Here is a 21,957-nt window from a genome sequence, read left to right as displayed (position 1 = left end):
TAAGCTCAGCTTGAAAGCAGTCATAAATACTCTGTATTGGTATACAATCTGAAATTATCCAATGAACTAAGACAAAATATTAGTATTTTATTTATGTCTAGGTGAATTCAAAGCGAAGAATTCAGAGTAATCATCTGAGTCGTAAAATTGAATCGCGATAGGGTAAGAATAATCATGTGTAATTTTGCTTTCTAATGCTTGTTTTATTCTTGCTGGAACTCGCATCTTTAGGTTACTTGGGTATAGAATAGTCCCGATCATTCGCACATGAAAAGGATTGAATATGAGTCACCAGCCACAAGCAAAATACCGTAAAGATTATACTTCTCCAGATTTTACGATTAGCGATCTTGATTTAACATTTGATTTATTCGATGAAGACACAACAGTTACCGCTGTCTCTAAAGTAATCAAGCAAAAAGATAACTCGACGCTTACCTTAGACGGTGAACACATGGAGTTGGCTGGTATTCAAGTTGATGGAGTGGAGTGGTTAGCTTATGAGCTTTCTGATACTCATCTTCATATTCATGATTTACCGAAAGAATTTGAATTAACTATTGTCACTAAGGTTAACCCATCCGCGAATACGGCACTTGAAGGATTGTATAAATCTGGTGGTGCATTCTGCACGCAATGTGAAGCTGAAGGTTTCCGACGTATTACTTATTTTCTTGACCGCCCTGACGTCTTAGCAAAATACACCACCACCGTGATTGCTGATAAAGCGACCAATCCTTACTTGTTGAGTAATGGTAACCGAGTGGATAGCGGCGATCTTGAAAACGGTCGTCATTGGGTGAAGTGGTCTGATCCGCATCCAAAACCATCGTATTTATTTGCTTTAGTTGCTGGGGAGTTTGATGTCTTAAGAGATCAATATACGACAATGTCAGGTCGTAAAGTGGACTTAGAAATCTTTGTTGATCAAGGTAATTTAGATCGTGCACCCCATGCGATGACATCTTTAATCAATGCGATGAAGTGGGATGAAGAGCGCTTTGGTTTAGAGTACGACCTTGATATTTACATGATTGTTGCTGTTGATTTCTTCAATATGGGCGCAATGGAAAATAAAGGATTGAATGTCTTTAACTCTAAATACGTATTAGCAAATGACCAAACTGCAACGGATACTGACTATTTAGGCATTGAGGCGGTGATTGGTCACGAGTATTTCCATAATTGGACCGGTAATAGAATTACTTGTCGAGATTGGTTCCAACTTAGCCTGAAAGAGGGCTTAACGGTATTTCGTGATCAAGAGTTTTCTTCTGATCTAGGCTCGCGCGCGGTAAATCGAATTAATAACGTTCGTATTATACGTGGCCCGCAATTTGCTGAAGATGCTAGCCCAATGTCACACCCAATTCGCCCTGAAAAAGTAATAGAAATGAATAACTTCTATACTTTGACAGTCTATGAAAAAGGCAGTGAAGTGATCCGCATGATTCACACATTGCTAGGTGAAGATAAATTCCAAAAAGGCATGAAACTTTATGTCGAGCGCCATGATGGAACGGCGGCGACTTGCGATGATTTTGTCGCGGCAATGGAAGATGCTTCTGGCGTTGATTTACAACAATTCCGTTTGTGGTATAGCCAATCTGGTACGCCACAAGTAAAAGCGGTCACTGCCTATGATCGACAAAAGCAAACTTTTACATTAACCCTAACTCAAAGTACTGCTCCGACATTAGATCAACCGGAAAAACAAGCATTACATATACCAATGAATGTTGAATTATATGCTCAAGATGGCAGCATTATTCCGATGATCATTGATGGACAAGCGGTCGGTAATGTCTTGAATTTCACGCAAGATGAACAAAGTTTTGTGTTTGAGAATGTGCTAGAACAACCGGTGCTTTCATTATTACGTGAATTTTCGGCGCCAATAAAGTTGGAATATGATTATTCTGATGAGGAGCTCATGTTCCTTATGGTTAAAGCTCAGAATGAATTTGCGTGTTGGGATGCTGGACAAAATTTGATTGCTAAATACTTACGTCAGAATATTGCGGCTTTCCAAAATGGGTTAGAGTTGTCTTTACCTCAATCGGTGCTCGATGCCTTTAAAGGGATATTACTAAGTGAGACTTTAGAACCTGCCTTTATCGCTGAAATGTTAACTTTGCCGAGTCAAAATGAAGTAGCCGGTTGGTTTAAACCTGTTGATGTGGATGCTATCGCGGAAGCACTTGGCTTTATGAAACGTGCAATTGCCGCTGATCTCGAGGAAGAATTAAAGGCGATCTATCATAACCTGAAACAAGAAACGTATTCAGTTCAACATGATTGCATTGGCAAACGTGCATTGCGCAATACATGTTTGTCTTATTTAGCCGTCACCGATGAAGGTGAAGAATTAGTTTCAGCGCAATATCAATCTGCCAATAATATGACAGATACGATGGCCGCCATGAGCGCCGCTAACCAAGCACAATTATCATGTCGTGAAACGTTAATGAAAGATTTCAGTGATAAGTGGAGCCATGATGGATTGGTGATGGATAAATGGTTCATGTTGCAAGGAACAAATCCTGCGAGCAATGCTTTAGATGTGATTAAGCAGACGATGTCTCACTCTGCATTTAGCCTAAAAAATCCTAATAGGACACGAAGCTTAGTAGGGGCTTTCTTTGGGCAAAACCCAGTGAATTTCCATGCTATCGATGGTTCGGGTTATCAATTTGCCAGTGAGATTTTAACCACATTAAATGAAAGTAACCCTCAAGTTGCTTCTCGTATGATTGACCCTTTATTGAAATATCGCCAATACGATGAGACTCGCCAAGCGATGATTCGTACTGAGTTAGAAAAATTATCGACTCTTGAAAATTTAGCGAAAGATCTCTATGAGAAAATCAACAAAGCGCTAGAAGCATAAACGTTAGCCTGAGTAATCAAACGATTAGGCAAAAACCATTGAAAATAACGATGGATGATAAATAAGCAGCTTTCGGGCTGCTTTTTATTTGCTCCTCGATGCGTTAACCACCATTACTACTATTCAATGTCTCTTTTTTATAATAAAAATGCCTTTCTTAATACCTCTTTAATAGTAAAACTACCTAACATTTCTCCCTTAAACAGATGTTTCATTTTTACATTGAATATTTTGAAGTGCTTCTAATAAGTATCTAGTTCACATAATCGACTTTTATCCTGTATATCATCAGGAAACCATTTAACTTTCTATCAATACTACTCTTACAATATGGTTGTATCCAAGTAACACGGTTGGCTGACTATTTAACAAACGGTAACGCTGACTAAATGAAAAGTGTGTGTGAGATACGAACAATAACGTGATGAATAATAAATAATTCTAAGTACCCATTTTGTGGAGTGTAAAGATGCCAACGAGTGAAAAAGTCATCCCTGTATTACTTGAAAAGGTGTATCAACTTATACAGGATAAACTAGAAACAAAAGCTCAGCCTTTAGTCAGCAAGTTAGCTGAACATCTATACAGTAATATTTCGCAGGATGATCTGTTTCAAAGGAATGAATCCGATCTCTATGGTGCGGTTGTCAGCTTGTGGCATCACATCCTAGAAAAAGATGCCAGTAAAGTGTCCGTCAGAGTGTTTAACCCTACATTGAGTCGCCAAGGTTGGCAGTCAACTCATACTGTTGTTGAAGTAGTGGTTCCTGATTCTGCATTTTTGGTCGACTCAATTAAAATGGCATTAACTCGCCAAGGATTTACGAGCCACTTTATGGCAAACGGTCCGACACAGATTGAAAGGGTCAATGGGGATATAGCCTCAATTAATGAGGGTAAAGGGGAGATGCAATCTCTTTTCCATATTGAAATTGATCGTGTTAATGATAAAGAGCGCATGATTGCTCTGAAACAAGAATTGCTAACGGTATTAAAAGACACGAGATTAGTTGTAGAAGACTGGCATTCTATGACAAAACAAATTAATACCGTTATTCAAGATATTGAATCAAATCGTGGCAATATCCCAATTGAAGCGGAAAGAATGGAGGAAGGGTTAGCATTTTTACGTTGGCTAGGTGAGCATAACTTTACTTTCATGGGATACAAAGAGTTTGATCTTAACCCGACGGAAGGAGATTTTGAGCTAGTGCCATCTGACTCACCAGCATTGGGCTTATTTACACAACCCCACCGTATTCGCAGCCATAAATTGTCAGATTTTATTGAGTCGGCAAGATTAGAAGCTAGAAAACCTGAGTTGCTTATTTTGACCAAAGGAAGCAGTGCTTCAACCATTCATAGACCTGCACATACCGACTATATTGGGATCAAAAAGTTCGATAAGAAAGGTAATGTGATCGGTGAGCACCGATTTATAGGCCTTTATACTTCAGCAGTTTATAACCAAAGTGTGGAAAGTATCCCTTTGATCCGCGATAAAGTGATTCGGATCCTAAATGCCAGTGGTTACTTAAAAGGATCGTATTCCTGGAAGGCTCTACATAATATTTTAGAAAATTACCCTCGCGATGAACTACTCCAAGCGAAAGAATCTGAATTGCTTGAAGTGGGTATGGGGGTTGTGCAAATGCAAGACCGTGACCTATTACGCTTGTTTGTTCGCAAAGACCCATTTGGCCGTTTTTTTAGTTGTATGGTGTATGTAACGAAAGAACGCTACAACACGGAGTTACGTTTTAAAACTCAGCAAATTTTTAAAAATTACTTTAAAAGTGATCAAGATGTTGAGTTTACAACGTTTTTTTCAGAAAGCCCGCTGGCTAGAACTCATTATATCGTGCGTGTTGATAATAATAATCAAGACATCAATGTTAAGAGCATCGAGAGGAATCTAATGGAAGCATCTTCATCTTGGGATGATCGCCTTTCTCAATCTATCATGAGTAATTTTGGCGAGAACCAAGGAACAGCATTAGCAAAAGCATACCAAAATGCCTTTCCTCGTTCATACAAAGAAGACACTTTAGCCGGTGGTACAGCGGTCGCGGATATCGAGCAGCTTGAGTCCTTAAATGAACACAATAAATTAGGCATGTTGTTTTATCGCCCGCAAGAAGAAAGGGCTGACTCAAAAGCGGTGCGTTTAAAATTGTATCATCGTGATGAGCCAATTCACCTTTCTGATGTTATGCCTATGCTTGAAAATCTTGGGCTAAGAGTGATCGGCGAATCCCCATACGAGATCGAAAAAGCCGATGGCACAGTATTTTGGATCTTAGATTTCTCTATGCTACACCGTGGCGACCAAAAGGTTGATTTACGTGAAGCAAGGGAGCGTTTTCAACAAGCCTTTGCGGCTATTTGGTCTGGTGATCTTGAGAGTGATGGCTTTAACCGATTGATTCTTTCGGCAGGTTTAACTGGAAGAGAAGTGACCATTCTTCGTAGTTATGCGCGCTATATGCGTCAAGTTGGTTTTCCATTCAGTCAACAATACATTGAAGATACACTCTCTAACCATCCTAAATTAGCACAAGCTTTAGTTGCTTTATTTGTAAAACGCTTTGATCCAAAAGTGAAGGCCAGAGCAAAAGCGGAAGATAAACTGGTTGTATCGATTAAAGAGCAACTTGAAAAAGTAGAAAGTTTAGATGATGACCGTATTATTCGTCGCTACATGGAAATGATCCTGGCAACTATCAGAACTAATTTCTATCAGACGGATGAAAATGGCATCGAGAAGCCTTGGCTATCGCTTAAATTAATGCCACGTAATATTCCAGAAATTCCCGCACCAGTGCCTGAATTTGAAATTTTTGTTTATGCGCCGGATGTTGAAGGTGTGCATTTACGCGCAGGTAAAGTGGCACGCGGTGGGTTACGTTGGTCAGATCGTCAAGAAGATTTCCGAACCGAGATTTTAGGGTTAGTTAAAGCGCAACAAGTGAAAAACACGGTTATCGTTCCTGTAGGGGCGAAAGGCGGTTTTGTGTGTAAACGTCAGCAAAATTTCACAACAAGAGATGAGATTTTTGCGGAAGGACAACGTTGTTATAAACGTTTCATTCGTGCTTTGCTCGATGTTTCCGATAATATTATTGAAGGACAAATTGTTCCTCCAACGAATGTTGTTCGACATGATGCCGATGATGCGTACCTTGTGGTTGCGGCTGATAAAGGCACGGCAACATTCTCTGATATTGCGAACTCAGTTTCGGCTGAATATAACTTTTGGCTAGGGGATGCATTTGCGTCTGGTGGTTCAAATGGTTATGACCATAAAGCCATGGGGATCACCGCAAAAGGCGGATGGGAATCAGTAAAACGACATTTCCGTGAAATGGGAATTAATTGTCAAACAACAGATTTTACCTGTATTGCGATTGGTGATATGGCGGGGGATGTGTTTGGTAACGGTATGTTGTTATCGAAACATATTCGATTACAAGCCGCTTTCAATCACATGCATATCTTCATTGATCCAAATCCTGATTCCGCTAAGAGCTGGCTTGAAAGAGATCGCTTGTTTAAGTTACCAAGATCGAGCTGGGAGGATTATGATCAATCCTTGATATCGCAAGGTGGTGGGATCTTCTCGCGCCGTTCTAAATCGATCTCGCTAACGCCTGAGATCCAAAAGATGGTGGGGACACAGAAACAATCCGTTACGCCAACCGAATTGATCAAATTACTATTGAAAATGAATGTTGATCTACTTTGGAACGGTGGTATTGGCACGTATATTAAAGCGTCGAGTGAAAATCATACTGATGTGGGTGATAGAGCCAATGATAGTCTGCGTATTGATGGTCAAGAGGTACGAGCGAAAGTCATTGGGGAAGGCGGAAACTTAGGGATGACGCAGTTAGGTCGTATTGAATATGCCTTGTCTGGCGGCCGTGTGAATACCGATTTTGTTGATAATGTTGGTGGTGTTGACTGCTCTGATAATGAAGTGAACATTAAGATCTTTTTAAATACACTCGTGAGTAATGGTGATCTCACACTTAAGCAACGTAATGAAGTGCTTAATAGTATGGAAGAAGAGATCGGAGAGATTGTACTGGAAGATGCATATTGCCAATCCGAATCTATTTCGGTGAGTGAATATCAAGGAACTGCGCAAGTTAAAGAGCAGATTCGTTTTATCCATGCATTAGAAAAGCTAGGTAAATTGGATCGAGTACTAGAGTATATCCCAGATGATGAAACACTATTGGAAAGGGAAAAGCAGGGTAAAGGACTCACTCGGCCTGAGCTTTCAGTATTGATTGCTTACGCTAAAATGGTACTGAAAGAACAACTTGCATGTGATGAAATTGCTAATGATCCATTTAATGCACAATTATTAACGAATTATTTCCCAACCAAGTTACGCCGTAACTACAGTGCTCACATGGATGCGCATCCATTGAGACAAGAGATTATTGCGACCTCACTTGCCAACCAAATGGTTAATGAAATGGGCTGTAATTTCGTATCACGTTTGCATGATGAAACAGGAGCAAGTGTCATTGATATTACCAATGCTTATGTGGCATCAAGAGTGATTTTTTCTGCCGATTCAATGTTTGATCAAGTGCGGGGCCTTGATAATACCGCGACGGCCGCAGTTCAATATGAATTATTGATGTCTTTACGTCGTATCTTACGCCGCTCATCTCGTTGGTTATTGAGAAATCGCATGCTGAAATTGAGTGTTAATGAAATCATTGAGCACTATCAAGCGGATGTAATAGCAGTACAAACGGGTGTGGATGATTACTTAGTAAAAGACGAAGTGAAGGAGCATAACCAGCAAGCACAATCTTGGATAAAACAGGGGGTGAGTGCAGAATTAGCGAATAAGATTTCTCGCTTAACAAGCTTATATTCTGCGTTGGATATTTCGACGGTTGCGACAGAATGTAAAGTCTCTATCGATCAAACCGCTAAGATGTATTTCACTTTAGGGGATCGACTATCATTGCACTGGTTCTTGAATCAAATCAATAACCAACCTATTGATAATCACTGGCAAGCCTTAGCGAGAGCGACATTCCGTGAAGATCTGGATTGGCAGCAGCGTCAATTAACGCTACAAGTTCTGTCATGTGTCGATCAAGAAAAGAAAGATTGGAAAGTGGAGAATTCACTGAATGAGTGGATCGAATCCAACCAAATTTCATTAGATCGTTGGGAGAGTATTTTGAATGAATTCAAAGTCGGTTCTGCACATGAATTTGCTAAGTTCTCGGTCGCATTGCGTGAATTGATGCTATTGAACTTAAATTGTGCAGCAAACCAGTAAAGTGATTATGCCTTTGATTTAATTATCCTATGTTGTGGTGAGTTAGATTAAAGGCCTTGTCTAGAAGCAATCCAGTGCAAACGATTGCAACTAGTATAAGCGCTATAACAAAGGTATACTTCGCCCCGGAATTTCGGGGCTTTTTTGATCTTATTTGGAGGAAGTATGCTTTATCGTATCGCCAGAGCTGGCTTGTTTAAATTCAGCGCAGAAACAGCACATGAATTAGCTATTAAGAATTTAAAAAGACTGAATGGAACACCTTTAGATTTTTTCTTCCGCCAAAGTTTACCAATGCGTTCTGTGGAAGTGATGGGACTCACCTTTAAAAATCCAGTCGGCTTAGCGGCCGGTATGGATAAAAACGGCGAATGCATTGACGCGTTTGGCGCCATGGGGTTCGGGTTTTTAGAAATTGGAACGGTAACACCGCGTGCACAACCTGGTAATGATAAACCACGTTGCTTCCGAATTGTGGAAGCTGAAGGGATCATTAACCGTATGGGGTTTAATAATGACGGTGTTGATGAGTTAATCGAAAACGTTAAGCAGTCGAATTTCGATGGCATACTTGGGATCAATATTGGTAAAAATAAAGATACACCGATAGAAAAGGGTACAGAAGACTATTTAATTTGTATGGAAAAAGTCTACCCATACGCCGGTTATATTGCGGCCAATATTTCTTCTCCAAATACTCCTGGATTACGTTCATTACAATATGGCGAAGCTTTGGATGAATTACTTTCTGCATTAAAAGATAAACAAACTGAGCTGGCTAAGCAATATGATAAATATGTTCCGCTAGCTTTAAAAATTGCGCCAGACCTGACTGATGAAGAATTGAAGCAAATTTGTGATTCACTGAAGAAGTATAAAATTGATGGTGTTATTGCCACCAATACGACATTAGACCGTTCTTTAGTTGAAGGGATGAAAAATGCAAGTGAAATGGGGGGACTAAGTGGCCGACCTGTTCAATCGAAAAGCACGGAAGTGATCCGCCAGTTATATAAAGAGCTAGGTGAAGAGATCCCGATCATTGGTGTTGGTGGTATTGATTCATATATTGCTGCGAAAGAGAAAATGATGGCCGGGGCAAAACTTGTACAAGTGTATTCAGGGTTTATTTATCACGGACCTAACTTGATCAAAGACATCGTTAAAAATATCTAAAGATCAAGTAAAAGATCTAAGCTCAAAATCAATTTCAGCCTGAAAAGAGGAATATGTTTTCCTCTTTTTTTTTGCCTATCTGTTTGTACAATCTAAATAACATCTTATGGATAGACGAAGAAGTGAAGTGTCTATTTCGCTTTATTTTTGAAGAGGCTGAAACAATGCTTAAACCAAGTGATACATGGAAATGGTATTACAATGAGACCAACAAGTCCCTTATGCTGGATCTTGGGCGGGACATGGTTTTCAGCGTAAATCTTCCTCAAAAGCTTTTAGTAAACAGCGCATTTCAGGACAATGAGTTCTCTGTTGATGATGCGTCGAGTTACCACAAATTTAAACAACAAGTAGATGCACTCCCTTTATCTGAGCCACGAAAGGCAGAATTAGCGTTGAATAGCGTAGCAGCTCGACGTTTTCATAAGCCGGTTCAACCTAAGAGTTGGTTCTTCTCTTCACAGGGTGGTGATTTCACGCCAGAAGAGGGGGAAATAGTCCATTTACGTAATTGTTTCTCTGAGGGCCACTTCATGGTGGTCGAAGTTGGAGAAAGTGCCAGTATTTGCGTCTCTGTTTCTTTGCGTGATTTCAGTCTTACAGAGTCCAAAGCACTTAAATTTGGCGAGCCGATTAAAGTCATGCATGACCGTTTTGCCAAAGCCAACTTACATACTCATTTTGAAACCTATGCAATGGTAGGGTAATTACCTTATCTAAACCTGTTCGTTCCTTGTTGTTCATTCGGTCGGCCTTAGCGCCGGCTTTTTTTTGCCTTCAAACCACCAAAATGCATTCATAAAATCCCCACCAATTTCCCTAATAGGTACAAAATTCTCTTTTCTGTATTCACTTATTTGGTGACTAAACGTCCGAAATCATCATTCCACACATTAAATTGAGCAAAATAAAATCAATAAAAAGACCTTTATTGGATAAAAATGAACGTTTTTTTATGGCTAATTTGCCTGCCTTTTCCTTATAAATTAAAAGAAATTCCCTATTTACCTTAATTTCGTAATAAATTTACAGTGTAAAATGACCACTGGTATAGGCCAGGCTGGGTGGTTTTGTGGGTGAATATTTATGCGTTTGGGTTCGTTTTTATTATGCGCAACATGCATATCTTGGGCTGGTTAGATTGTTTTGTAGTCGTTTTTATAAATTGATTGGAATGCTAATCATTGAAATCAGCGTAGATAAATAGGTTGGCAAGAGGATTTATGTCGCAGGCAAAGGATATGGTATTTTTTCTGTTGATATTCGCTGGTTAAAGCGTGTATGTGGTCGCATAAGGTAGGGGTTTCGTTATATAATCTGACTCCATTTATTACCGTACTGAAAGTTATAATGAATCAATATTTAGCGATAACATCTAATGGCCTTGAAAACTTGCTCGCTGATGAGCTGACACAATTAGGTGTTACCGATGCAAAGCCAGTACAAGCAGGGGTTCGTTTCACTGCTTCGAATGCACAACTATACCGTTGTTGTTTATGGAGCCGTTTGGCTTCTCGTTTCGTATTAATTCTTTCTGAGTTTTACTGCAACGATGATATGGACCTTTATTTATCGGCTTCAGCAGTCAACTGGTCTTCTTACTTCTCTGTCGATAAGCGCCTCATCGTTGACTTTAATGGTACTAATCGAGAGATTCGCAACAGTCAGTATGGTGCGATGAAAGTGAAAGATGCCATCGTTGATAGCTTTACCAAAAAAGATCTGGGGCGCCCTGAGATCAGCAAAGATCAACCAGATCTTCGAATCCATGTTCGCTTACATCGCGATAGAGCCATCTTAGGTATTGATATGGTGGGGAGAGGTTTGCATCAACGTGGTTACCGTATTCAAGCTGGTGCCGCGCCGCTAAGAGAAACACTCGCTTGTGCAATCGTAAGTCGTAGTGGTTGGGATAAAGCTCAGCCTTTACTCGATCCTATGTGTGGCTCAGGGACTTTGCTTATCGAAGCGGCTCTAATGGCTGCGAATGTCGCGCCAGGTATTCAACGTCCAGTATGGGCTTTTGAATCACTTTATTACTTTGAAGTAGAAACCTGGGCTGAAATTAAAGCCGAAGCAAGTGTTCAAGGACGTAAGGGCATTAAAGCGCTTGGTGAAAATAGCTTCTTTGGTATTGATAATGATCGCCGCGTGTTGCAGACGGCGAAAGACAACGCAAAACGCGCAGGATTAGAAGGGGTTATCCAATTCAGTTTGGGTGATGCTGCAAAACTTGAAAAACCACAAGGCTTTACTGAAGGTGTGGTCATTTGTAACCCTCCTTATGGTGAGCGCTTAGGGACTGAGCCCGGCCTTATTGCCTTGTATACGGAATTTGGTGCTCAGTTAAAAAGCCAATTTGCGGGTAGTCAAGCATCGATTTTCTCTTCAAGCGAAGAGTTGTTGAGCTGTTTACGCATGCGAGCTGATAAACAATATAAATTGAGCAATGGTGCGTTACCGTGTCACCAAAAAAACTACTCAATCACGGCTCGAGTTAATCCAAATGGTGAAACCCTGCGTCATTCAGAAAAAGAAGAAGTGCAAATTGCTCCTGATTTTGCGAATCGTTTGAAGAAAAACCTATCCAAAATCGGTAAGTGGGCTAAGCGTGAGCAACTTGATTGTTATCGGGCTTATGATGCTGATTTACCGAATTACAATGTAGCGATTGATTTGTATTTAGATCACGTTGTTATTCAAGAATATGCGCCACCGAAGACGATTCCTGAAGAGGTCGCTAAACGTCGTTTAACCGATATCATCCGTGCAACTATTCAAGTATTAGGGGTTGATGCGAATAAGGTGGTACTTAAAACGCGTGAAAAGCAAAAGGGTAAGCGTCAATACCAGAAGTTATCGCAAGATTCAGAATATTTAAAAGTGAATGAATATGGCGTGCAGTTATTAGTTAACTTACAAGATTACCTTGATACGGGTTTATTCTTAGATCATAAGTTAACGCGTCGCCGTTTAGGGCAAATGGCAGCAGGTAAAGACTTCCTTAACTTGTTTGCTTACACCGGTAGTGCAACCGTACATGCTGCCGCTGGTGGGGCAAAAACTACCACTACAGTTGATATGTCGAACACTTATTTACAGTGGGCCCAACGCAATATGGAGCTTAATGGCTTTACGGGCGACGCGCACCAATTTGAGCAAGCTGACTGTCTACAGTGGTTGCAACATGAAGATAGAACCTTTGATCTGATTTTCATTGATCCACCGACGTTTTCCAACTCAAAGCGTATGGAGCAAACGTTCGATATTCAACGAGATCATTTAATGTTAATGGAGAACTTAAAGCGCCTAATGCGCGAAGATGCAATCGTGGTGTTTTCGAATAACAAACGCTTATTTAAGATGGATCTTGATGGTTTAGAACAATTAGGCCTGAAAGCTGAAAATATTTCATCGAAAACATTACCTATGGATTTTGCGCGTAATAAGCATATCCATAACTGTTGGGTCATCACTCACCGCAATTAAAAAAGCATGGTAAAACATATTAAATAGCACAGGGATAGGGAGTAGAAATGCTGACGTTGTACTCAACTTCGGGGTGTCATTTATGCGAATTAGCTTATCAACAGCTTGATGCTTTATGGCTGGAAGATTCTCAACAATCCTTAGCGAGTAAAGTACAAGTGATTGATATTGCGTTTGATGATGTCTTATTCTCTCGTTACGGTGTCACTATTCCTGTGCTTACCTTGCATTCAAAAGATACACAAAATGACCAGAACGACTTACAACATCAGAACGACTTACAACATATAGTGAGTGAGTTATTCTGGCCCTTCAACTTAGACGAATTACAAGCGTGGTTAAAACACAATGGCATTAATTACCATTCATAATGGCCAGCTGGCTTTTGGCGATCACCCATTATTAGATAAAGCAGATTTTGCGCTTCAGCAGAATGAACGAGTGTGTCTTGTTGGCCGTAATGGCGCAGGTAAATCAACCATGATGAAAGTCCTTTCGGGCGAAATTATTATGGATGATGGAAAAATGCAGATCGAACAAGATGTGGTCGTGTCTCGTTTAGAGCAAGATCCACCAAGAAATGCAGAAGGCACCGTTTACGATTATGTAGCCGAAGGGCTTGCGGAAGTTGGTGAGTTATTAAAAGATTACCAGCATCAACTTGATATCATGATGGAAGATCCATCGGAAAAAAACATCAATCGTTTGTCTAAAATTCAAGAGCAGCTTGATCATAATGATGGCTGGCGTCTTGAAGACCGTATTAAAAATATTTTGACGTCTCTTGCTTTAGATGAGCATTCATTATTGACGAGCTTATCGGGTGGTTGGCAGCGTAAAGCGGCTTTAGCTCGCGCCTTGGTTTGTGATCCAGATGTATTGCTGCTTGATGAACCTACAAACCATTTAGATGTGACCACCATTGAATGGTTAGAAGGTTTTTTAAAAGACTTCCGTGGTTCGATTGTTTTTATCTCGCATGACCGTGCCTTTATTCAATCGATGGCGACACGTATTCTTGATTTGGATCGCGGTAAGCTAAGCTCTTATCCTGGCAATTATGAACAGTACCTAATCGATAAAGAAGAAGCGTTGCGTGTCGAAGAAATGCAAAACGCTGAGTTTGACAAAAAGCTCGCTCAAGAAGAGGTCTGGATTCGTCAAGGTATTAAGGCTCGACGTACTCGTAATGAAGGCCGCGTACGTGCACTTAAAAAGCTCCGTGAAGAACGTTCTGATCGTCGTGAAGTGCAAGGTAAAGCCAATATTCAAATCGATGAGTCAAATCGTTCAGGTAAAATTATTTTTGAAGCAGAAAATCTATGCTATCAAATAGATGGTAAAACCATCGTAGATGACTTTAGCTTCAATATTATGCGTGGTGATCGTATTGCGTTAATCGGACCAAATGGCTGTGGTAAAAGTACTTTACTCAAGTTACTACTTGGTAAATTACAACCGGATTCGGGGCGTTTACATTGTGGAACCAAATTAGAAGTTGCCTATTTCGATCAGTACCGTGAAGTTCTCGATCCTGAAAAAACAGTGATGGATAATTTAGCTGATGGTAAGCAAGAGGTTACGGTCGGTGGAAGAACACGCCATGCACTTGGTTATTTACAAGATTTCTTATTTGAGCCTAAAAGGGCGCGTACACCGGTTAAAGCATTATCTGGTGGTGAGAAAAACCGTTTACTTCTTGCTCGATTATTTTTGAAATCGAATAATTTATTGATTCTTGATGAACCAACCAATGATTTAGATATCGAAACATTGGAACTTTTAGAAGAAATTCTTGCCAACTATCAGGGCACATTGCTTTTAGTGAGCCATGACCGTCAATTTGTCGACAATACTGTGACAACCAGTTGGATATTTGAAGGCAACGGTAAGATTGAAGAGTTTGTCGGTGGTTATCATGATGCACAAGAGCAAAGGGCTCAAGTACTACAATCTCGCGGCATAATAGAAGCTTCGGTGAGTGAAAAACCAGCGAAAGCTGACAAAGGGGTTGTGGAAACGCCTAAAACTCAACCAAGCGCTAACAAACCGAAAAAGTTATCTTATAAACTGCAGCGAGAGTTAGAGTCTTTGCCTCAAGTGTTAGAGTCGCTTGAGGTTGAAATTGAACAATTACAAACACAGGTTAACCAGCCTGATTTTTTCACACAGAGTAGCGATAAAACTCAAGCGATCTTGGATCGATTGAGCGCTGCTGAACAAGAATTAGAAACTGCATTCGAGCGTTGGGAAGAGCTTGATTCAATGCAGGGCTAACGGATTAGAAGTTAACTTAATGCAAAATAAAATGTTTAAATTATCGATGGTGGCGGCTGCATTAATGGCGGCCAGTTCAGCGAATGCTGCGCTATACAAAATTGTCCCTGTTAAGGCTAATGTTACTGCGAATCAGGTGTATTCAAGTGCAATTAGTGACTCATCAATAGCTTCAGATACCGATCCATTAGGATGTTTTGCGAGTAGTGCAAGTTGTGATGAAAGTAATTACAAACTAGGTGGAGATACGCGTCTAGGTGAAGACGGTATTTCTTATCGTGATGAAGTGCCTTTTAAATATGATAATACCTTTACATATTTAGACTTGAGAGATCTTCGTAATTATTGCGATAGAGAATTAGGTTATAAAACTTGTGATACATGGGCGGTAAATAAGTGGTTTGGCGCTTATTCCGATAATGATGAAGAGAGTTGCGATTACAGCTTAACTGGTGGATTATGCCAAGAGCGTAGGGCGTTCTCTCAAGGCTATAACGGTCGTAATGCGGTTGGAATTATTGATGGGTCAGAAATTTCCGCCCCAGCAGAAACTAGCTATACACCACCTGGTGGTTCTAGAGTTGATGATTCGGCTAATACAGTTATTAATAAAGTATTAGAAGATGGCACACCTATCGGCATTGCGAGCAGTGGTTATTATAATGTTAGCGGCAACTATGTTCTAACTTATCGTCAGCGTGGTTTCTATGGCACAAAATTTATGCTTCCGAAGCAAGATGGCCAGCCTATTGTGATGCAAATGGGACGCACCTTTGCTTATGATTCCTTTGACTATAATAGTAAAACTTATGTCGTGGGCTCGGCTTCAGTTGCTCCTTTTGATAATGACGATGATGATAAAAATTACTGGGGTGATTTAAGCAAGTGTACCGACACGACAACCACCCCGAATCCAGTTTTATTAGCGGATTGTCAAAACTTTGCCTTTGCCACTCAAGCGTATGTTTGGGATAGTAGTGATGGAGCATCAGGGGAAGCGGTTTCTGGCTGGATTGGTCAAAGCACAACGTCGCCTAACCGTGACGATGCGGCCGCTCAAGGTAGTGCAAGAACTGGGGTTGTGAGTGATACAACTTCATCTAAATACAAAGATTTACCAGTGTTGGCTGGATTTAATACTCGTCGTGATGATGATAATCTATTGATGCAAGCGGCTATCTTTTACCCTAAAGCCGGGTTTGATATAACGGCTGAAAATCAATGGGATTCAGTATTTGTTAAAGATGCGGAAGTGGAAGATGGTGGCGATTATATCTACAGCAACAGTCTGATTAAAGATATGAACAAAAACCTTATTGCGATTGGTGAAGCTAAACGTAGTGGTCGTTACGCGAAAGATGGGGCCGCAAGTAATCGATTGTTCTATACAGATGCATCTGAAGGCAGCACGACGACTCAACCTACCGCTAAATATTTATCGGGTGATATTTTCTTTAGCAGTGCCGGTGGTGAAGCTAACGCGATCAATAATTACAATGAGATGGTTGGTTCGATCGATGCAGAAAATGCTCGCGAAATGAAAGGCAAGGAACGTCGTCGCCGTGGTTTTATCGACCCGCTAAACCTATCAGGTACAGACTCTAATCGTTTGGCCTTATTCCAAGGTAAAGCATGGTGGTTAGATAATTTAACCAATGGTGGTAAGTTCTCTGATGACAATAATGCCTATCGAATTGTGAATGCAACTGGTATTAATGATGATGGTGTTATTTCTGCAACCGCGAACTATTGTGCTGGTGGTTATGATAGCACCGATCACAATTCATATTGTGGTGATGGTAATGGTGAAGAGACATTAATGGCGGTTAAATTGGTTCCTATTGCCGGCGCGACCGCTGATGACATCGTTCAGCGGAAAGGTGGCAAACCTGATGTTAAAAGAGAAGGCGGCAGTTTAGGATATTTTGCTTTGACCTTATTAGGGTTACTAGGTTTCCGAAAAAAGAAAATTAAAATGTAAGACTAAACCGAGGCTCACAAAATTGAGCCTCGGTTTTTTTTCGCCTTGAGAAAATGTGATCTTTGGTCGATGCTTAATAGGTGGTGTCATAAAATTGCCACAGATGGTCGTTTTAGTAATTATCAGAGTTAAGAGGACTGTACTATGAAGAGACAGAAACGCGATCGCCTAGAAAGAGCGCAATCTCAAGGTTATAAAGCTGGTCTTAATGGGAGATCGATGGATGACTGTCCATATCAGCAAATGGATGCTAAATCGAATTGGTTAGGAGGTTGGCGTGATGCGAGAGACGACCGCCAATCTGGACTTATTAAGTAACCTAGAGTTGGATAAATAAAACAGTATCATTTCATCTCTGGTTAAAATATGAGTATAAAAAATTAGGCTCCGACTTTGGAGCCTTTATTTACATCATATAACGCACTATAACTAAATATATTTAAGAAAAATAAATCAGCAAATGGCTGATTTATTAAATGTAGACGATAATTTTATTCTAGAAAGAAGAGGTATCTTGGAAGAGGCCTACTTTCAAATCTTTTGCTACGTAGATTTCTTTACCATCAACTAATACACGACCATCAGCTAGTCCCATAACAAGACGACGATTAACAACACGTTTGATATTGATTTCATACGTTACTTTCTTTGCTGTTGGTAGAATTTGGCCAGTAAACTTCACTTCGCCAACACCTAATGCACGGCCTTTACCTTCGCCACCGACCCAACCAAGGAAGAAACCAACGAGTTGCCACATTGCATCCAAACCAAGGCAACCTGGCATAACAGGGTCTCCAGGGAAGTGACAGTCAAAAAACCATAGGTCAGGAGTAATATCTAATTCTGCAATAATCACACCTTTACCAAATGCACCTTCGCCTTCTGCGTCTGTGATTTTTGAGATGCGATCCATCATTAACATGTTTGGTGCAGGAAGTTGTGGACGGCCTGGGCCAAAAAGTTCACCTTGGCTTGATGCTAGAAGGTCTTCACGAGTATATGAGTTACGTTTGTTTTGCATTGTATAATCACTCCAGAAATAGTCTGTGTATCTTAGAGAACAGGTGTAAGCTAAACAAGTCCGATCAGTGGATACCGAGTAAACTTTTGATCTTATTTAATAAGCTGCAAGGCGCAGATTCATGCCTATCGAAGTGTTCTATTCTCTCTGAGATTTTTTTCAATATCGTTTCTTCTTCTTCATCACCACGGAAAGCTTTACCAAATATAATAGGTAACGCTTGATCAACCGACTCAACTGACCAGAGGTGAAATTGATCATTTTTAATTGCTTCAACGACATCGTGATGTAATGATAAGTGCTTTAAGTTTGTTTTCGGTAAAACAATTCCTTGGTTTCCTGTCAGTCCACGGTGCTGGCATATATGGAAGAAGCCTTCAATTTTTTCATTTAAACCACCGACTGCTTGTACACGCCCAAATTGGTCTACAGCACCAGTGACTGCAATTTGTTGATTGATAGGGTACTCAGATAATGCACTTACCAGAGAACACAGCTCGGCAAGAGAAGCACTGTCACCATCAACCTCAGAATAAGACTGTTCAAAAACAATAGAAGCAGCGAATGGTAATGGGTCATCTAAGTTTAAAGCACTTCCCAAGAAGGCCTGCATGATCATCATGCCTTTTGCGTGTAAATTGCCACCAAGTTCCGCTTTGCGTTCAACATCGGCAATATCGCCATCACCAAAGTGAATCACACATGAAATACGAGCGGGTTCGCCATAAATTACAGGATGACCAGGCACTTCAATGACGGTTAAACCATTGACTTGGCCAACTCGCTCTCCTTGAGTTTCAATGATTACTTGCCCCTCTAATATATCGGCCAAAGCTCTTTGAGGTAGATATTCTTGCCGATATGTCCGTTCCGCTAAAGCTTTTTGCATATCTGATTTAGAGATAGCTTGTCCATTAGAGATTAATGCGGCTTCTGATAACAGTGTTCGATGCCAAATAGGGCACAGAGGCATCCTTTCTTGATCTTCGGTTTCACGTGCGCCTTGAGCAAGTAAAAATGACCATGCATTTAAATCTAAAAGTTTAGGTAATTTGTAGTCATCAATAACACCGTTGATATATTGGATATAGGAGATGAGTGTATCTGAATTAAGCTTGGTGTCTAATTCCACTTCAGCAAATAAGCATAAGTGGGTTCTCATGTCCGCATCAAATAAATCTAAATCACCTAACTGCATTCTATCGCCAATAACAATGAGCTTTATATCGTAGTTCTTTGTTGGTGGAGATTCGATAACCTGTCTTGAATCTGAAGATATCCCAGAACAGGCATTACCTAAAACCGCTGCTTTTAATTTAGGCCATGCTCGCGGGTTCGCTAAGATTAGATTAGAAGAAATAATTAGATATCCACCATCGGCTTTATCCAATAATCCTTGGCTATTGTGAACCACATGACCATTTTCTACTTGATATTGTCCAAACAGGTCTTCAAGTTCAATGCTCTCACTCGTGATAACAGGCGCGCGGTCGAGCTCACCAATATTCATTAGCATTAAGTAAGCATTATGAATCGTTTGGCGGTATATGAAGTTATCCGGTGAATTCACTAATAAAAAGCGTGGGAAGCTTTCCATTTGCGCAAAATGCAGAATAGAAGATTTGAGTCGAGGCTGAAGATCCAAAAAGGAGAGACGACTATCAGGGTCGTTTTGCGAAAGGATATCTTCATATTGTGAAAAGTTGGGTGTTGCAGATTGCCAAGACTCTTTGATCATTATAAAAAATTCAATATGTTGTTAGAAGGACAGAAGTATATAGAAAAATAGCTTAACCTTATACCTGTTTATGAAATGATACTGATTGTTTAATCAATGGATTTGAGAGGCCGTTATCATAAAGTGAAACTTAGCTAGACTATTATTTTATCTTGAGTGAAAACAGTTGAGAATGTGATGGTTTTTAGTTACGCTGTCACTGTTAATCGTCTATAGGGAAGACTAATGAAATATCAACAGCTTGAAAACCTGGAATGTGGGTGGAAGTGGCAATATTTAATTCGGAAATGGAAAGATGGGGAATCAATCACTCGTTACCAAGACTCGAGTGAATCTCATGCCGCTATAATGGGGCTTCAAAAATTAGAACACCAACCAACACAAGTACTAAATTGGATTGATGAGCATATGAATCCAGAGCTCGATAACAAACTAAAGCAAGCCATTCGTGCCAAGCGAAAACGCCACTTTAATGCCGAGCACATCCATACCAAGAAAAAATCTATCGACTTAGATTATGCTGTTTGGGAAAAGCTGTCGGATAGGGCGCAAGAATTAGGTTGTACATTATCAGAAGCGATTGAGTATCTAGTAACTGAAGCGTCTCGAAGCGAGAAAGCAAGTAAAAAGGTACATAGTATAAAAGCCGATCTCAGTAAATTACTCGACTTTTAATCTATAAACCATCATCTATTGAGTCAAATTTCGTAATAGTAAGTGATCGAGATTAAATTTTTTATTCTCAATCCTAGATATTGTCGATTAAATTGCTAGATTGTATACAGTGATGTTCACATTTGTCTTCCTATTTTGAGGTGCTTTATGAAAAAGATTGCTATTTTATCTTTGTGTTTGTTTGCAACGTCTTCCCATTTTGCTATTGCTGGCGATCCAGCTGCAGGTAAAAATAAAGTCGCAATATGTGCTTCATGCCACGGTGCAGACGGTGTTGCGATAGTCAAAACCTACCCAAATCTTAAAGGGCAAAATGCCGCATATATTGAGAAATCTATCAAAGCATTTAAAAGTGGCGAACGGAAAGATCCAGTGATGTCACCAATGGCAGCGACTATTAATGATGCCGATATTGCTGATATAGCAGCATACTTTGAAAGTTTGAAGTAATGCACAAGCCTTTATCTACTATATTCGCCATATTACCGCGCCGAATGATACAGGTGCGGTAGGTTTTAAAGTTACCGGCAATGAAACGTTTACTCACAGAACATAGCATTGTTAGTAAAAGAGTCATTCATTACCAGCTTTAAATTTTTTAGATGGTGTTGTGATTAAGAAAGATGTTGAGCTTAATCATTAGTTAGTTAGCTGAAGAAATAATTTCTGACAATCTAATCTGTGTCCAAAAACTGGATAAGTTAGTCGGCAATCCTAATGAAGTGGATATAAGACCAACAAGAAAATCATGTAGTAATTTATACCAGCAAAATTTTTGGTTAAGAATGTCTGAAATGATAGTCGTGATTTAAACCGTTTCCTGCTATTTAACAACTTAACACTAGTGCGCATTATGTCAGGTTAAGGTCAATAGACTGTTAAATTTCATAACCTTAAACTATGGCTCTTTAGAGAGTTATAGCTATGAAGTATCACGAAATGACTAAAAACTTTATTTTTCGTGAATTAGAATGCGGATTATCCATTGAAGAAACGGCAAAACTTTGCTTTAAAACTGTGAGAACTATCACAGAATGGGATAGGGGGAAAACCATTCCTCCAGAGTGCAAAAGATTAATGCGCTTATATTGTGGTCGAGAATTGGGCACTTCAAATGATTGGGAAGGGTTCAAAATGAATAAGCAATACCTTATAACTCCCTATCAACAGTCAGTAACACCTCAACAAATACTTTTAGGCTTAGGTTTAGTAGAAATTAAATCCGAGCTAGAACTAAAGACCTCATCAAAAATCTTAAAGATCGCACGCGCTATTAGCGTTATAAAGAAAGGAAAGTAATTAGTAATACGGGGTGAGACTTTCACCCCGTATTACTATACGGGGTGCGCGCGTTTTGAATTTCTCGATTTATTTAACTGTATATAAAACACGTATA

The 21,957-nt window shown here is 40.0% G+C and carries 14 protein-coding genes; 12 read left to right on the top strand and 2 right to left on the bottom strand.

The features are described 5' to 3' along the window. Window positions 1-283 precede the first annotated feature (283 nt). From pepN to rmf, 9 genes are all read left to right on the top strand, one after another. The gene (pepN, locus tag VRUMOI_RS06915) at window positions 284-2,890 is read left to right on the top strand and encodes an aminopeptidase N (protein WP_089138174.1); all 2,607 of its coding nucleotides are present in this window, start codon (window positions 284-286) and stop codon (window positions 2,888-2,890) included. 469 nt (window positions 2,891-3,359) lie between these two features. Then, window positions 3,360-8,204 carry an NAD-glutamate dehydrogenase gene (locus VRUMOI_RS06910; protein WP_089138175.1) on the top strand — a complete coding sequence of 1,615 codons (4,845 nt, stop codon included), beginning with the start codon at window positions 3,360-3,362 and terminating at the stop codon, window positions 8,202-8,204. Between the two features lie 165 nt (window positions 8,205-8,369). Then, the gene (pyrD, locus tag VRUMOI_RS06905) at window positions 8,370-9,380 is read left to right on the top strand and encodes a quinone-dependent dihydroorotate dehydrogenase (RefSeq protein ID WP_089138176.1); all 1,011 of its coding nucleotides are present in this window, start codon (window positions 8,370-8,372) and stop codon (window positions 9,378-9,380) included. Between the two features lie 164 nt (window positions 9,381-9,544). Then, entirely contained in the window at window positions 9,545-10,087 is a 543-nt protein-coding gene (locus VRUMOI_RS06900) for a cell division protein ZapC (protein ID WP_089138247.1), read from the top strand. Window positions 10,088-10,730: 643 nt separating this feature from the next. Then, on the top strand, window positions 10,731-12,869 hold the full coding sequence (gene rlmKL, locus VRUMOI_RS06895) for a bifunctional 23S rRNA (guanine(2069)-N(7))-methyltransferase RlmK/23S rRNA (guanine(2445)-N(2))-methyltransferase RlmL (RefSeq protein ID WP_089138177.1): 2,139 nt from the start codon (window positions 10,731-10,733) through the stop codon (window positions 12,867-12,869). 47 nt (window positions 12,870-12,916) lie between these two features. After that, window positions 12,917-13,240 carry a glutaredoxin family protein gene (locus tag VRUMOI_RS06890; protein WP_089138178.1) on the top strand — a complete coding sequence of 108 codons (324 nt, stop codon included), beginning with the start codon at window positions 12,917-12,919 and terminating at the stop codon, window positions 13,238-13,240. Beyond that, entirely contained in the window at window positions 13,218-15,146 is a 1,929-nt protein-coding gene (locus tag VRUMOI_RS06885) for an ABC transporter ATP-binding protein (RefSeq protein ID WP_089138179.1), read from the top strand. Before VRUMOI_RS06890 ends, VRUMOI_RS06885 begins: the two co-directional genes overlap by 23 nt. Window positions 15,147-15,165: 19 nt before the next feature. Continuing rightward, window positions 15,166-17,127 carry a DUF3466 family protein gene (locus tag VRUMOI_RS06880; protein WP_089138180.1) on the top strand — a complete coding sequence of 654 codons (1,962 nt, stop codon included), beginning with the start codon at window positions 15,166-15,168 and terminating at the stop codon, window positions 17,125-17,127. A gap of 144 nt (window positions 17,128-17,271) precedes the next feature. Further along, window positions 17,272-17,445: a ribosome modulation factor gene (rmf, locus tag VRUMOI_RS06875; RefSeq protein ID WP_027695907.1), complete on the top strand. Its 174-nt coding sequence runs from the start codon at window positions 17,272-17,274 to the stop codon at window positions 17,443-17,445. Between the two features lie 178 nt (window positions 17,446-17,623). On the opposite strand, the gene fabA is transcribed toward rmf, so the two are convergent. Then, complete coding sequence (gene fabA / locus VRUMOI_RS06870) at window positions 17,624-18,148, bottom strand: bifunctional 3-hydroxydecanoyl-ACP dehydratase/trans-2-decenoyl-ACP isomerase (RefSeq protein ID WP_089138181.1); 525 nt, start codon at window positions 18,146-18,148, stop codon at window positions 17,624-17,626. 64 nt (window positions 18,149-18,212) lie between these two features. After that, on the bottom strand, window positions 18,213-19,886 hold the full coding sequence (locus tag VRUMOI_RS06865) for a S16 family serine protease (RefSeq protein ID WP_089138182.1): 1,674 nt from the start codon (window positions 19,884-19,886) through the stop codon (window positions 18,213-18,215). Window positions 19,887-20,111: 225 nt separating this feature from the next. Between VRUMOI_RS06865 and matP the strand changes: the two genes are divergently transcribed. The 3 genes from matP to VRUMOI_RS06850 all read left to right on the top strand — a co-directional run bounded on the left by matP (window position 20,112) and on the right by VRUMOI_RS06850 (window position 21,860). Further along, on the top strand, window positions 20,112-20,561 hold the full coding sequence (gene matP / locus VRUMOI_RS06860) for a macrodomain Ter protein MatP (protein WP_089138183.1): 450 nt from the start codon (window positions 20,112-20,114) through the stop codon (window positions 20,559-20,561). A 147-nt stretch (window positions 20,562-20,708) separates the two neighbouring features. After that, window positions 20,709-21,011 carry a c-type cytochrome gene (locus tag VRUMOI_RS06855; RefSeq protein ID WP_089138184.1) on the top strand — a complete coding sequence of 101 codons (303 nt, stop codon included), beginning with the start codon at window positions 20,709-20,711 and terminating at the stop codon, window positions 21,009-21,011. A gap of 474 nt (window positions 21,012-21,485) precedes the next feature. After that, a complete protein-coding gene (locus tag VRUMOI_RS06850) occupies window positions 21,486-21,860 on the top strand; it encodes a phage protein (RefSeq protein WP_089138185.1) in 375 nt (124 codons plus the stop codon). The last annotated feature ends 97 nt before the right edge of the window (window positions 21,861-21,957 follow it).

The sequence above is a fragment of the Vibrio rumoiensis genome, assembly GCF_002218045.2.
In the GTDB taxonomy this organism is placed as follows: domain Bacteria; phylum Pseudomonadota; class Gammaproteobacteria; order Enterobacterales; family Vibrionaceae; genus Vibrio; species Vibrio rumoiensis.
This window is presented reverse-complemented; position numbering and strand designations above follow the sequence as displayed.